Genomic DNA, 14,268 nt, shown 5'->3' with positions numbered 1-14,268 from the left:
TTCGCAGTTTGACCCAGGGCGGACCTCGCTCCGTTGCAGCGCGGTCAACTCCGCAATTGAAATCGAGCCTGCGCGGGCTCGGAACGTAACTCAAGCGGGTATGAGATTAATGACTCGCATTGCTATCTGCGCACGAGACCGAGAAAGTCTCGGCGCGGGTCCACAACGGGGCCGGTCCATGTGGCCGGAATTACATCGAGAAGTTCAACGTCCTGTTCCTATTTCGGCGATAAGGCCACGGCAGCGGAGTATCGTGCCGGCCTCAAGTTCGCGATCGAGCGAGGCTGGCTCGAGTTGCACGAGAGTGACACCTACGTGAAGTTCACCCCAGCCGGCGCCGGTCTGTTCGCTTAAGCTCGGCGCTTCCGCCAGCGGCTTTGCTTCAGCCAGCGGCTTTCGCGTCACATCATCTTCAGACGCTGGACGGCACGTCGTTAGAACAAACGCCGACCTGCTACATTGCCATTCACTGCCGAGGGCGGCACTCGAGACAGGCCGGGGAGCAGCGGCCACGACCAATAAAGCAGCCGCAGCGGCCAGGGAATTTGCGATGACGAGCTTGCGTCCTTTGCGATTCCAAGTTGCGCCGATCATGGCCGTCGCTCCTTTTGCAGGTCAGTGAGGACGCTAGGCCGAGTTTGTTTCGGGATGGCTTCGTGGCCGCGCAAATCGGTCTCGTTCACGCGGCAGTGATGGTTTGGGCGGAGCGGGTCTCTTACTACGCTCCTGGGTGTACAGGTTGCGATCAGCTGCTTCGACGGACGGTGGAACCGCCGGTATGAAATGCCTGCCTCGGACGACCTCAAGGCATCGGGCTTGAAATCTCGGAAATAGTCCGCCCATTCCGTTCGCTCGCCGGCAAGGAGCGCAGCGATATCACGAAGTGCGACTGCCGCGCGGTGGCTGCTGGAGATCAGCCACCACGCGACAGCGCGATCTACCGCGTGGGGTCGATCGCAACAACGGGAGAGAGGGCCAGCGCTGTAATCGCGCGTCCTCCGCTGCTGGCGGTCCGCTCATCGCGTGCCCCTTGGCGCGGCATCAGGACCGGCGCGGATATGCCAGCCGCAGGCGTTTCCTGTTGCGCGTTGGCCGGTCCCAATATCACGAACTGGTGCGGCGTAATCGAAAAGCCCAGGACTTCATACGTCGGTAGTTCTGCAGCATTGGCTCCGACTGTTCCCATCACGAGGGCTGCGGCGGCGGCAAGCGACAAGCGATTCCACATCGTAATCTCCATCGGTAATGGTGGCCCTGACCTCGCGAGTAGACTACCGACCCGCCGCAATGGACCTGTCGGCGCGCGCGTGATAAATTCGCAAAATCGTCGGACCGGGTCTTTTTGCACCCTGAGTACAGGGCCGGCGGATATGGCGAAGGCAAACCTCGCACTTCTTGGCAGTTTCCGGCTCCAAACGGACACCGGAGAGCCCATCCCGTTGGCCACCAAGAAGACGACAGCCCTGCTGGCCTATCTGGCACTGCACCCGGACGACCCGCAGGCGCGACCAAAGCTTGCGGCGCTGTTGTGGGGCGACCACGATGAGGCGCAGGCCCGCGACAGTCTGCGACAGGCGCTGAGCCTTTTGCGCAAGGCTTTGTCGCACATCTGTCCTACCGCATTGGTCGCTCAGGAGGACACCATCCGCCTTGAGCCGGCCGCCCTCGAAATCGATGCAAGGGTGTTCGAGGAGCTTATCGCGGAGCCGGGCGTGGCAAACCTGGAGCGGGCCATCGGACTCTATCGTGGCGAATTCCTCGACGGCTTTCAGGTGTCGGCACCAGAATTTGAAAGCTGGGCAGCGGCGGAACGTCAGCGATTCCGTGAACTCGCCTTGGAAGGCATGGCGAAGCTGCTCGATCATCACCTGTCCGCAGGAGTGATCGAACGTGGCATTCACATTGCGACCCGCCTGCTTGCCGCAGATCCCCTGCAAGAGCGTGTTCATCGCACCCTGATGGGGCTGTATGCCCGGCAGGGCAGACAGGGCGCGGCGCTCCGCCAGTATCGAACCTGCGCCGAACTGCTCTCCAGGGAATTGGGAATTGAGCCCGACGCGCAGACCAAGACATTGCAGCGCCATCTCTTGCGAGAGTGGAACCGTACGCAGCCCAAAGCCTCAGCGATATGTAGTTCGGTGCCACAGGGTGCGGTCGGCTGGATCGATCAAGTGCCCGACACGGAAGGCCTGAGCAGAAGCATTCCGCCATCGGTGCATGCGAATGCCGCGCCGGGTAATCTCCCCGTCCAGGCAACAAGCTTTCTGGGCCGCGACAGAGATGTCGCCAGAGCCGGCCGGATACTTTCCAGCGCGCGGCTGGTCACGCTGACCGGCCCCGGCGGGATCGGCAAGACACGGCTCGCCCTCCAGCTTGCGGCGACGATGCGTGACAACTATCCGGATGGCACGTGGCTGGTGGAGCTTGCCGCTTTCGATGATCCCAATGCGACCGGTCACGCCGTCGCCGACGTCTTCGGCATCACACAACAACCCGGCAAGACGATCGAGCAAAGCGTCGCCAATGCGCTTGCCGGACGGAGCCTGCTTCTCATTCTCGACAACTGCGAGCACTTGATCGATGCGATAGCCGGCCTTGCACGGGAGATCCTGTCAACATGCCCGCATGTCAGCCTGCTGGCGACCAGCCGGGAGACGCTGATGGTCCACGGCGAGCGGACCTACCCGGTGCTTCCCCTCGAGTGCGGCGACGGAATCGATGCGCCAGCGGTGGAGCTGTTCGTGGAGCGCGCGCGATTCGTGGAGCCACACTTCGAACTCAATGGTGACGCCGACACGATCTGTGAAATATGCCGCCGCCTTGATGGCATTCCGCTGGCCATCGAGCTCGCAGCAGCCCGAACGCGGGCAATGAGTCCCACTCAGATCCGCGATCGCCTGCATGAACGCTTCCGTCTGCTCACCAGCGGGTCGCGACACGTCTTGAAGCGACATCAGACGCTGCGCCACGCCGTCGAATGGTCGTATGACCTGTTGTCGCCATCCGAGAAGGCCGTGCTTTCGCGCGCATCGGTATTTTCCGGAGGTTTCGGGCTGGAGGCTGCCGAGCGCATCTGTAGCGGCGGCGACATCGCGGCCGCCGATGTTCTCTATCTCCTGGACTCACTGGTACGAAAATCGCTGCTCAGCGCCAAACGGGTCGGGAATGCAGTTCGCTACAGCCAGCTCGAAACCATCAGACAGTTTGCCGAGGAGCGGCTCGCGATGCTGGGTGAAACAGAGGTCTTTCGGGGCCGCCATGCGCAATTTTTCGCGGAGGATGCTGAGACGCACCATAGGATTTGGCGAAGCCCGCAGCAATTGATGGCTTATGTCTGGCTCGATCAGGAAGTGGACAATTTGCGCGCGGCGTTTCGGTGGGCGAGCAGCCAAGATGATATCGATGTTGCGGCCCGGATCGCATCCAGGGTCCCGAGCATGGCGGTCCTCCGCGTGCGCAGCGAACCGCTCAATTGGCCGACGGAGATCGTCGATGCGGCACGACGCGCCGGCCATCGCCGGCTCGGCGCCCTGCTGACTTATGCAGCAAAAAGGGCCTGGAACCTGGGACGTGTTCAAGAGGCGACGCTCTACGCCGAGGAAGCGACAGCGCTGATAGGCAATGCCAACTTCGACCCGCCAGTCTGGGCGTTCTCTGTTCTGGCCATGATTGCGTCCCGACAGGGCAATGCCGAAAGCGCTGTCAAGTTTGCGCGTGCCGGCGCCGAGCACCCGGCGGACCGACGCGAGCGGCAATGCCTGGCGACGCTTCCTTTTTACCTGGCGATGGCCGGCGCGCATGACGAGGCGATGGCGATCGCCGACGACATCGTTGACAAGGTTGCGGCCGCGCGAACGCCAAGTTCGCTCATCGCGGCGCTGTTTTCCAAGGGAAGAGCCTTTAGCGAGGCCAACCCAAGGTGTGCCCTGGATGCGTTGGAGATGGCCCTTGCTCATGCAAGGACATCCGGTAATCGCTACTGGGAGATCGTCATCATCCCCGCCGTCGCGGAGTTGCAGGTGCGGAGCGGCGATCCGGTCAAGACGTTGCGAACCCTGCCGCGAATGCTCGAGATCTGGGGCCAGTCAACAGAGATAGGTCTTGCGACCCTCACGACCGCCACCCTTATTTTGCTGTTTGAGCGGCTCGGCCACCCGACGGTCGCGGCCACGCTTAGCGGAGCCCTTTCCCAAATGATCCCGTCCACCAGCTTCTTCCAGGAGTTGCCCGACACTCTCGCCCGCGTTCGCGATGTGATGGGCGAGGCCGCCTTCGCGGAGGCCAAGCGGCATGGTGCGGCGATGGCTCACCGCGAGATGGTCGATTATGCGGCAAACCAGGTCCAGCACGCGCTGGCCGCGAGGGGTGCATCCAATGCCGAATGTCGATAAGTCTATCGGCGGATTGGTCAGGAATGAATGGCCGCTGATGGCCCTTAGCTGCCTCGCCCGACCATCCAACGACCGTCTGCTTTCAGCTGGAGAGCGGATTAGGGCCGTGAAGTCTCTTCGCTTCAGCATGTGACCCCAGAGCGGACCTGCCAGTGTGGCGCAGAATGCGAGAGCTGTATGAGACTGTCGCAGTCCCGTTGCGCCCAGAGGTCGCGACCCCCATCACTGGAGTAGGGCGGTACTCCCACGGCAGATGTTGACCCGAAGCCTGACTTGGAAGCCCTCCTACACCGCCATCATCCGCTGGCCAAGACTATGTCGAAATCCGCGACCATCGCGTGCTTCTCGAGGTGGGATGGCGGCTCTTGCAAGTTGACGATCAGTCGGTCGGGGTGCGGAGCCGCGTTGAGCCAGCGGTCGGTCAGGTTTTCGGCTTCGCCAGCGAAATAGAGCTGGGTTACCAGGCGATCGAACTGGCCGTCGACGGTGAGGTGAATGTGCGGCGGCCTGATTTCGCCTTCTGCCGTCGGATAGCGGCCCGGTTTTATCGTACGAAAACTGTAGCAGCCGGACGCGTCTGCGGTCAGGCGCGCGAAACCCTTGAAATTGGGGTCGACCGGCGCTGGGTTCATATCGCTCGGATGACGATATTTCCCTGCAGCGTTTGCTTGCCAGATTTCGATGAGTGCATGCGACACCGGCTCTCCAGAAGGAGTGAGCACGCGCCCCCTGACATAGATGAGCTGGCCCTGCGCCTCGGCGGCGCTGCCCATTGGGCGCGCCAGATTGGTTGCCAGGTCGGGACGTTCCCGAATTGGATAGAACGGGCCGACGATCTGCGGCGGCGTGATCGCAAATGCTGCTTCATCGCGGCGGCCCGTCCGGCCTTTGGGTCCGGCATCGCTCATTAGGGTAGCTTGATGTCCGCGTCCTTGACGATCTTGGCCCAATGGGCAACATCGGACCGGATTCCATCGCCAAATTCTGCGGCGGTGCCGCCGACGGGCACGGCTCCTATCTTGTCGAGCGAAGCGCGGATTTTAGGCTCAGCAAGAACCTTGTTGATCGCTTTGTTGAGCTGCAAGGTGATCTCCGCGGGCGTGCCTCGCCTGGCGGCAAAGCCGATCCAATCGGCCGTCACGAGATCTGGAAAGCCTGCTTCGGCCACCGAGGGAACGCTCTTGAGGGCGGCGATCCGCGCAGGCGCGGCGACGGCGAGGGCGCGCAGCTTGCCGGTCTCGATGAGGTCGATGACCGGAAGCGTGGTCACGAACATGTATTCAACGTTGCCGCCGATCAGATCGGCGATAGCCTGCGAAAACTGCTGATAGGGTACGTGGGTGGCGTGCACGCCGGCCTGCAATGCGAACATCTCGCCAATCAGGTGCGAAGGTGTGCCGAAGCCAGCGGACGCGAAGTTGAGTTTTCCGGGCTTGCTCTTGAGCAGCGCGACCAGTTCGGGCAGGGAATTGACGGGCAACGATGGCGTGGTGACGAGCACCGTGTAGGACGTCGATATCTTGACGACCGGATCGAAATCCGCGTCGGGTCGTGTCTCTGCCTTCGGAAGCAGGGTCGGAGTAACCATCATTGGCAAGCTCATGGTGAGCAGCGTGTAGCCGTCCGCCGGACGGCCGCTTACGTCATTCATTGCGATGGTTTGCAAAGCGCCCGGCCGATCTTCCACGACGAGCCGCCAACCTTCGTTGGCCGCAAGTCCATCGGCCACCAGGCGACTGATGATGTCGGGCGGCGTGCCGGCACTCGTCGGGACGACAATTCGAATGAGGTTGGATGGATAGGTTTGCGCGGCGACCTGACGGGCCGACAACGATGCTGCAAGGGCCCCCAGCAGGAACGTGCGACGGGGCAGGCGGAAGTACGGTATCTCCGACATGGTGCTGCTCCAAAGCTCGCAAGTGAGAAGTCACTATCGATTTGCAGCTTGTTCCTGATACCTATATATGGAAAGTTCTATTTTCCGATCCTTCTATTCCGTTTCGGAAAGGGTCGCATGTTCGACGCATCCCAGATTAGTCAGCGTATCAAGCTGCGGCAGCTGAATGTCTTCATCGCTGTCGTCGAGCACGGGAGCATGGCGAAGGCGGCCGAGCACCTTGCCATTTCGCAGCCCGTCATTTCCAAGATGATCGCGAGCCTCGAGCAAACGCTTGGCCTTCCGCTCCTCGAGCGAAGCCGTCTCGGGGTGGCGCCCACGCTCTATGGCGAGGCGTTGCTCAAACGTAGCATCGCCCTGAGCAACGATTTGCGAAGTGGCGTGGACGAGCTGCAAGCGCTGGCTGATCCGACAACCGGCGAATTGCGCATCGGCAGTACGGAACCTGTGATGGCTGGCCTGCTGCCTGCCATCATCGATCGGCTATCCCGCCAATATCCGAGGCTCGCGCTTCATATCATCGAGGGCGAACCGCCGGAGCTTCAGGACCGGCATCTGCGCAACCACGATATCGATCTGATGATCGGACGGCTGCCGAGCCCGGCGCCGGCTGCTGACACCGATGTGCGGGAGCTGTTGCACGAAAGCGGCGTCGTCGTTGCAGGCTTGAACAATCCGTGGGTGCGGCGGCGCAAGATCCGCCTCGCCGAGTTGGTCAACGAGCGCTGGTGCCTGCCACCGCGCGAAAGTTTTCCGGGCGGCTGGATTGCTAATGCATTTCACGCGTCCGCACTCGAGGTGCCGCGGCCCAGCGTGACCGTGTACTCGATTCTGATGCAGTCGGCATTGCTGTCATCGGAGCGCTTCCTGAGCTTTCTTCCGGCATCGATGCTGCATTTCAGCGCCAAGCGGCTGTCGATGAAAATCTTGCCTGTCGAAATGCCTGCGCAGATGTGGCCGATCGGAATCATCACGCTGAAGGGCCGAACTCCCAATCCAGCGCGGCGGCTATTCATAGACTGCGCGCTGGAGATAGCCAAGCCGCTCGCTGGCAAGCGAACACCCTGACCGGTAAATTCAGGCGATGCACTTCCTAATGGCCCCACAGCGGACTTTACCAGTCGCCATCAAACGCGCAGCGCAAGCACAAATTTGCATCTCGACAGGCCGATTCGAAGCTGCGAAGGGAAAGGGATTGAATTCATTATCTTAGTCGGGGGCGAACGATGATTAGGATCATTCTTTCTGGCGTCGCCTCAGTCCTGTTCATCCAAGCAGCCATTGGTCAACAGTACGGCACCGCAAGTGAGGCGCGCGCCATGCTCGAAAGGGTCGTCTCCGGCATTAAGGCCGACCCGGCTGCAACAATCGAAAAAATCAATAAGAGCGACCCGAGCTTCAGCGACCGGGACTTGTATCCGACCTGCGCGGGCTCGGACGGCAAGATGGTGGCCAATCCCAACCGTGCGCGCCTCGGCCTTGTTCAGAAGGATAGTAAAGACGCCTCGGGCAAGCCGTATGGGGAAGAACTGGCTCGCGCCCAAGAGGGAGTTTTTTCAGAAGTCAGCTATCTATCGCCACGTCCCGGTGCTGACAAAACACCCGTTTCGAAGGTCGCTTTCGTTACCAAAATCGCGGGATACATTTGTCTTGTAGGGTACTCACCATAGGTCGAGTGCCGTCTGGATTTTGCGCTGAGGGTCCTGCCTTCCAAGAAGATTATCCTGCAATCCATTTTGAGGTGTCGGAAATGCGTCGGTCTATTGCCATTGCAACCACGTTGCTCAGCCTTCAGTCAGCCTCGGCGGGTCCAATGCCTCCGGATAAAGCTGAGGCGGTTAAGGCAATGGGCGCTGTGATAAATGCTCCCGAAACGGGAAAGTTGTACGCGCCGCTGCAAGCGAAAGAGCCGTATGAAAACGTAACAGTCGATCGAAACATCAAGTACGGCCAACACGAGCGAAATCTGCTGGACGTGTTTCGGGCAACGACCGCCGAGGCTCGTCCCGTTCTCATCTTCGTTCACGGCGGCGGATATGAGAGGGGCGACAAGCGCGCCGGCTCAAGCCCCTACTATGACAATGTCATGTTGTGGGCGACGAAGAATGGGATGGTCGGAGTCAACATGACCTACCGGCTCGCGCCCGACTATCCCTGGCCCGCGGCGGCGGACGATGTCGCGTCGGCAGTGGCATGGACAAAGGAGAAAATCCGGGACTACGGGGGCGATCCAAACCGCATTTTTCTGATGGGGCACTCTGCCGGGGCATCGCACGTCGGCAGTTACCTAGCGCGCGCAGCCGTGCCCGTGGTCGTCGGTGCAATACTTGTGTCCGGCACATATGACCTTCGCCCCCAAATCGAAGTGGCGGGGCAGAAATCTTATTTCGGCGCGGATACCGAATTGTGGCGGGAGCGATCCTCGCTAAATGGCTTGGCCCAATCAAAGCTGCCATTGTTAGTCGTGCGCGGAGAAATTGATGTTCCGTACTACATCGACCAAGCAGAAACTCTGAAGGCTGCGATGTGCGCTAACAATCACTGCCAAACGTTTGCGGTGCTGAAAGGCCATAGCCACATGTCGGAAATTTACTCAGTGAATACGGAAGACACGACTCTTACAGATACAATCCTCGCGTTTGTAAAGGGACTGAAATAGTCGCGTCTAATTAACGATCATCGGCGGCGGACGAATTCATTTCGCGCGCCGTTCGCGCATTGTCGTGCGGGACTGCGGCACGCCGCGTAAACTTCGGGCATCCTTTCGGTTAACGATGATGGCCGCTACTGGCCCTGAGGCGATCATGCTGCCCGGTGCAACCACAACGGTTCACCGTCACGCCGGACCAGAGCTGATTCACGTCGTACAAGGCGAAGGATGCATGGAGACGCCAGAGGGCAGGCAAATCGGCCGACCGGGAGGCAGCCAGTCATTGTGCGCGCGAACGTCCCGCACAAGCCGACCGCCACGGGCACTGTCGAACGGCGTGCATTGGCGCTCGTCCTGCACGATACGCGGGAACCTTGGGTCAATCGGGCACACGATCACGGCTGGCAAGAAAAAGGACTGTGCAAGGCCGTGGAATAGCTATCGGCACCGAAATTGGAATGACGAAGTCCGCAAGTTGCCCCGTGCCGACCTCAGCTGAGCGCGCCGCGAGGTCCGCTTACTAAAGGTGACCCGAACAAGGCGATCCGAGCGGGCCAAGGCAGCCTTTGACCCAAACCGGACCTCGCGCCTCATCGTGGCTCGCGATTATTGTCGCTACCTTCATCCCAGAGCCATTTTCCGGCAATCACCGCCGTAGCCATCCCGGCTAACTGCGCCGCGATGAAGGCGACCACACCTGCGGGAGCAATTCCCGCGAACGTGTTAGACGTAGCCCGCGCAATAGTAACGGCAGGATTGGCAAATGAAGTCGAGGCCGTGAACCAGTAAGCCGAGGTGATGTAGAGACCGACAGCGTAGGGTATCGCCGACGACGCTCGCGCAACACAACCGAAAATCGTAAGAAGAAGTCCGAAGGTCGCGACCGCCTCCGCAAACCATTGCCCGCCTCCCGAGCGCACAGTCGTCGAGAATTGCCATACCGGCAGGTCAAACATCAGATGCGCGGCCCAGACGCCCGCCATTCCGCCGATGACTTGCATGGCGATGTAAAGCGCTGCGTCAGGCCACGACAGTTCCCTACGCAGGCCGAAAGCAATTGAGACAGCGGGATTGAAATGTGCGCCTGAGATCGGTCCGAAGATTAGGATCAATACAACGAGGATTGCGCCGGTCGGTATAGTGTTGCAGAGAAGCGCGAGCGCGACGTTCCCGCCCGCGAGGTTTTGAGCCATAATGCCCGAGCCGACCACGGCCGCTAACAGGAACGCCGTGCCTAACCATTCGGCGAAGGCGCGCTGTGCAAGCGTCGGCATCAGGTTGCCGAAGATCGTTGACCGCCGCGTTGGGCCGGGAGAAGGTCAAGGACGGCTTCCGAAGGCCTGCATAGGCGCACCGCCTTCGGCGTAACCACGATTGGACGATTTATCAAGATCGGATGCGCCATCATCGCATCAAGCAACTGATCATCAGTAAGGTTCGGCTTGTTTAAACCGAGATCATTGAACGGCGTGCCTTTCTCGCGAAGTACCGACCGCACGGGCACACCCATGCGCTCGATCAGTTGTTTGAGCAGCGCACGTGCCGGAGGTGTTTTCAGGTACTCGATCACGTGCGGCTCGATCCCCGCATTGCGGATCATGCCAAGCGTGTTGCGCGAGGTTCCGCAATCCAGGTTGTGGTAGATAATGACATCCATGATTAGCAGCACGCCGACGCTTTAGCCGTTGGCTGGGGCGCACAGCGCGCGCCGCTCTGCTTCTCGTGCGCGATGCGGGCTTCTTTCTCGCCCGAGCCATCTCCGTAGTTGATGCTTTCGCCGGTCGTCAGAAACGTTTCCCAAGCAATGCCAGCCGGGTCATCGATCCATGACTTCTCAGATTTGGCATAGCAGCATGCCGTCTGGCCTTGCTCAATTACATTGCCGCCTGCGGTGCGCAGGCGGGTATAGACCTCCTGCAATTCCTCGGCGTCCTCGACTTGAATGCCAAGATGATCAAGGCCAGCTTCCCGGCCTCGTGCAGAGATCGCGAAGTTTACGCGCGGATCGTCGAGCATCCACTTTGCATAATCGGATTTGACGACAGCGGGTTGGGCGGCGAACAGCGCCGAATAGAAGCCGATCGATTGGCTGAGATCATCAACGGCGACGTGAACATGCAGGCGTTTCATGGGATCACTCCTTCTAGGCTGGGACCTTCGCGCGCTTGCGCGCAGGCTTACAGGCGACGGCGGGCGTGCATTCGATGGTGCCGCCACAGCAGTTTTCGGTGAGATAGCCGAGCAGTTCATTCATGGTCTCGAATTGTGCAGCGTAGATCATCGAGCGGCCATCGCGGCGCACGGTGACAAGCCCCGCCATCCTTAGCCGATCCAAATGGAAGGTCAGCGTATTTGGCGCGAGGTCGAGAGCCGTTGACACCGCACCGGCCGACATTCCCTCTGGCCCGGCCTGCACCAACAACCGGAATACATCAAGCCGGTTATCTTGAGCGAGAGCAGCTAGGGCTGCTACAACATCCTTCTTTTTCATATTTCAACGAATATGGAAATGATTGGTTAATGTCAAGGATATTTCAGTAATTGCTGAAATACTGCGAGGGCCGCTACTGGCCCGAGGCTGCCGTTCAACAACGAGAGGTGAATGTCGGGTGTCGGAAGGCAACAGACGATTGCCGGGCTGCCACGGCAGAGGTTGACCCAAAGCGGTCATCTCACGTCGCGAAAGCGGGCCTCAAAGTACCCAGTGCTGGGCGATGGCTCATGTCCACTGCAGACATGGGCATTCGAGAGCGAAATGAAGTAGCAATGCACTGAACTTAGTGATTTTAGACTAGCTGAGAAGGCAAAAGAAGGGAAACGGGGCCGTGCATGTACTTTCCACGCTGGGCGGCCTGCTTGCTGGCCTAGTCCTTGGCGTTTTCACCGCATTCTTTCAGCTGATCGGACCGGCTGCACTCGCGCTCGGTGCCCAGCATTTGATGAATTACTCTCTCTCTCCTGAACCTGGCGGTCTATGCGATCCTGCTGTTTCTCGTGTTCTTCCGTGCGCTTGTCGGCAATGACAAGGCAACTCCAACGCAGTTGTTCGATCGATCTTTTGCCCGGCATTTGGCTCATGTATGCGTGGCCAACGTACGGAAGCTAGAGCTTTCCCACCGACGCCCATCTCTTGCTTTTTGCCCAAAGCCGACTTCGTCAACGTGTGCGCATCCGTCATCCGCGTCCTCTGGCCATTAAGGGAGTCTCGACCGCATCGCCGCTGATCGGTAGCGATGGCAGTGTTCTAGGCTTGCTAGCAGATGGTCAATCTGCGCTGTCCGCGAGTTGGTTCAAGGCGTTGGACGGCATGATCCACCGCCGCCACTCGAGGTTCTCCGTCGCACCGAGACCGTGGTAGAATGATTGCGCCAACCATTGTCGTTCAGCACGAACCAGCAGAAGCACTTGTGCCCTGTTGTACGCGCATGTAGCGCCATTTGGCGCATGAGCCTTTGACCGACGCGGCCGCCTCGGCACTCGGGTTCAACATAGAGCCACTTCAGCATCAAAAGCGGTCGCAGAGTATGCATGAACGGGATTTCGTAGTGGACCGCCTTTCCAGCAAGCCACCCTAGCCCCGTATCCGCGACGTAAGCGCCAAACTCAGGGCGCTCGCCGAAGCCACGGCGAAGCAGCTCCGCTTCGGTGAGGCTGAAGTTCTCACCGCGCTCAAAGCTGACGATCCCTCGCATTAGCCGAAGGAACTCCGGGACGTTGCCCTCGTTCATCGGCCGTATCGTGATTGCGGCAGTCGTTGGTTGCTGGAAGTTTGACGTTCGTGATCGGTCGCGGGACGGCTTTCACCTATAAGAATAAGCAGGTCGATTTGAAGACGCTCGGCAAGGACCTTGGTATCCGATGGGCGGTACAGGGCGCGGTGCAGCGGCCCGGAGATCGGGTCCGTATGAACGTATCACTTTCCGACCTGTCGACTGGTCGCGACGTCTGGTCGGACCGCTTTGACGGCGATCGGTCAAATCTTACGGCCCTACAGGAGCAGGTCACGGCTCGGCTCGCCCGCTCTCTCAACGTCGAACTCATCCAAGCCGAAAGCCGGCGCAGCCAAATGGACAGACCAACCAATCCAGACGCTGTGGATTTCAGCATGCGCGGCTGGGCGAAGCGCTATGGCCCACGGACCAAGTTGACGAATGCAGAGGCAAACGACTTGTTCGACAGCGCACTGCGCCTCGATCCGGACAACATAGATGCAATGATCGGCAAGACGTTGTGCATAGCGGATGGCGTGATCTACGGATGGTCATCATCGGTAGTCGAGGACAAGAAGAGGGCGATCAAGCTAATAGATCAAGCTCTTGCAAAACGCCCAGCGATCGCAAATGCGCACGTAGCCAAGGGAAACATTCTGAACTACGGGAATCCTGAGGAAGCTTTACCTGAATACGACGCAGCTTTGGAAATAGATCCTAATTCGCCCGTCGCGTATGCATCCAAGGGGATCGTACTTGTTACGGCGGGACGCGCGGCCGAAGCGTTTTCTCCGATTCAGATCGCTTTGCGCCTAAGCCCCAAAGATCCGCCTGCTGGGACTTGGCGTTTTTTCCTCTGTCACGCTGATGTTCGTCTAGGCCAATACAAGGAAGGTACGTCATGATGGTTGCTTTCCCAACGCCAGCGTCCTTGCCATCGCTATGCCGGGATTCCTTGCTGGTCGACGACCGGCGGCCGGCAGCCTTCCGGCCGATGCGAAGGCGGTTGTGACGATGCGTTCATCCTTCTTCCATCTGCCAAGGCGGACGCGCTCCAACGCCTTCGCATAATTACTCGCTTTGCCGGGCGGGCAAATCACGCCACATGTAAGTCAAGGGGCAGAGCGGAAAAATTCTGATTGACCGAATTCGTATTTTCGGGTAAATCGCAAAACATCCCGGCCCGTCAAAGGGGCGTTTCGCGATCGTCACGATACGTCGGCCGGGATGCGATGGACGCGGCAGCGCCGGCGCGTGACGAGGTGGCAGGGCGGGCTAAGCCTGTGAGCCATCGCGATCCGCGGGATCGACACGGCGCGGTCACAGCGTTTCCTTTCGAGTTCGGGGGCGAGCACGCGCGAGCTTCCGAATGGGTGGGAGGGACGTCCGCGGACGGCAAAAGCGTGTGGTCCTGACGCCCGGGGTCTGTGCGTCAAGTCTTGCGGTGATGTGAGCGGCCCAACCGGACCGCGGCATCAGCCATCGGCAAGGCGACGGGGGCAATAGTGCATCGCTCCCCGGGGAGCAACTGTGTTGAAGTAGACCGGTGATCGAGCGGGCTCAAGGCTGGCGCTGCGCGCCCCCGCCTCCGGCGGCTGACGGCCTTGACCCCGCCCGCTC

General features: G+C 60.0%; 13 protein-coding genes. 5 read left to right on the top strand and 8 right to left on the bottom strand.

Going from position 1 to position 14,268, the window contains the following annotated elements; all coding sequences use genetic code 11:
- Positions 1-204 precede the first annotated feature (204 nt).
- Positions 205-594 carry a hypothetical protein gene (locus IVA91_RS01385; RefSeq protein WP_247449744.1) on the bottom strand — a complete coding sequence of 130 codons (390 nt, stop codon included), beginning with the start codon at positions 592-594 and terminating at the stop codon, positions 205-207.
- Between the two features lie 343 nt (positions 595-937).
- A complete protein-coding gene (locus IVA91_RS01380; RefSeq protein ID WP_247279766.1) occupies positions 938-1,228 on the bottom strand; it encodes a hypothetical protein in 291 nt (96 codons plus the stop codon).
- A 211-nt stretch (positions 1,229-1,439) separates the two neighbouring features.
- On the opposite strand from IVA91_RS01380, the gene IVA91_RS01375 reads away from it, so the two are divergent.
- Complete coding sequence (locus IVA91_RS01375; protein WP_247279765.1) at positions 1,440-4,391, top strand: BTAD domain-containing putative transcriptional regulator; 2,952 nt, start codon at positions 1,440-1,442, stop codon at positions 4,389-4,391.
- A 296-nt stretch (positions 4,392-4,687) separates the two neighbouring features.
- Here the strand turns inward: IVA91_RS01375 and IVA91_RS01370 are convergent, their stop codons facing one another.
- Both IVA91_RS01370 and IVA91_RS01365 read right to left on the bottom strand, forming a co-directional pair.
- Entirely contained in the window at positions 4,688-5,299 is a 612-nt protein-coding gene (locus IVA91_RS01370; RefSeq protein WP_247279764.1) for a protocatechuate 3,4-dioxygenase, read from the bottom strand.
- Positions 5,299-6,288 (bottom strand): tripartite tricarboxylate transporter substrate-binding protein, encoded by a 990-nt coding sequence (locus IVA91_RS01365; RefSeq protein WP_247449747.1) that lies wholly within the window; start codon positions 6,286-6,288, stop codon positions 5,299-5,301. Before IVA91_RS01365 ends, IVA91_RS01370 begins: the two co-directional genes overlap by 1 nt.
- 117 nt (positions 6,289-6,405) lie before the next feature.
- Here IVA91_RS01365 and IVA91_RS01360 point away from each other — a divergent pair, with 117 nt between their 5' ends.
- The 3 genes from IVA91_RS01360 (at position 6,406) to IVA91_RS01350 (ending at position 8,947) form a co-directional block, all read left to right on the top strand.
- Positions 6,406-7,356 carry a LysR family transcriptional regulator gene (locus IVA91_RS01360; protein ID WP_247279762.1) on the top strand — a complete coding sequence of 317 codons (951 nt, stop codon included), beginning with the start codon at positions 6,406-6,408 and terminating at the stop codon, positions 7,354-7,356.
- 158 nt (positions 7,357-7,514) lie between these two features.
- Positions 7,515-7,958, top strand: a complete 444-nt coding sequence (locus IVA91_RS01355; RefSeq protein WP_247279761.1) for a cache domain-containing protein — start codon at positions 7,515-7,517, stop codon at positions 7,956-7,958.
- Positions 7,959-8,101: 143 nt separating this feature from the next.
- The gene (locus IVA91_RS01350; protein WP_247279760.1) at positions 8,102-8,947 is read left to right on the top strand and encodes an alpha/beta hydrolase; all 846 of its coding nucleotides are present in this window, start codon (positions 8,102-8,104) and stop codon (positions 8,945-8,947) included.
- Positions 8,948-9,528: 581 nt separating this feature from the next.
- Here the strand turns inward: IVA91_RS01350 and IVA91_RS01345 are convergent.
- From IVA91_RS01345 to IVA91_RS01330, 4 genes are read right to left on the bottom strand one after another with little or no spacing between them, the layout of a single operon-like run.
- Positions 9,529-10,212: an MIP/aquaporin family protein gene (locus IVA91_RS01345; protein WP_247279759.1), complete on the bottom strand. Its 684-nt coding sequence runs from the start codon at positions 10,210-10,212 to the stop codon at positions 9,529-9,531.
- Positions 10,212-10,595 (bottom strand): arsenate reductase (glutaredoxin), encoded by a 384-nt coding sequence (arsC, locus tag IVA91_RS01340; RefSeq protein ID WP_247279758.1) that lies wholly within the window; start codon positions 10,593-10,595, stop codon positions 10,212-10,214. Before arsC ends, IVA91_RS01345 begins: the two co-directional genes overlap by 1 nt.
- 2 nt (positions 10,596-10,597) lie before the next feature.
- Positions 10,598-11,068, bottom strand: a complete 471-nt coding sequence (locus IVA91_RS01335) for an ArsI/CadI family heavy metal resistance metalloenzyme (RefSeq protein ID WP_247279757.1) — start codon at positions 11,066-11,068, stop codon at positions 10,598-10,600.
- A 13-nt stretch (positions 11,069-11,081) separates the two neighbouring features.
- Positions 11,082-11,429 carry a helix-turn-helix transcriptional regulator gene (locus tag IVA91_RS01330; RefSeq protein WP_247279756.1) on the bottom strand — a complete coding sequence of 116 codons (348 nt, stop codon included), beginning with the start codon at positions 11,427-11,429 and terminating at the stop codon, positions 11,082-11,084.
- A gap of 1,287 nt (positions 11,430-12,716) precedes the next feature.
- Here IVA91_RS01330 and IVA91_RS01325 point away from each other — a divergent pair.
- Entirely contained in the window at positions 12,717-13,553 is an 837-nt protein-coding gene (locus IVA91_RS01325) for a tetratricopeptide repeat protein (protein WP_247416722.1), read from the top strand.
- Positions 13,554-14,268 lie beyond the last annotated feature (715 nt).

This window comes from Bradyrhizobium sp. 153 (genome assembly GCF_023073835.1).
Taxonomy (GTDB): Bacteria; Pseudomonadota; Alphaproteobacteria; order Rhizobiales; family Xanthobacteraceae; genus Bradyrhizobium.
The sequence above is the reverse complement of the archived record's forward strand: the minus strand, read 5'-3'. Positions and strand labels throughout refer to the sequence as shown.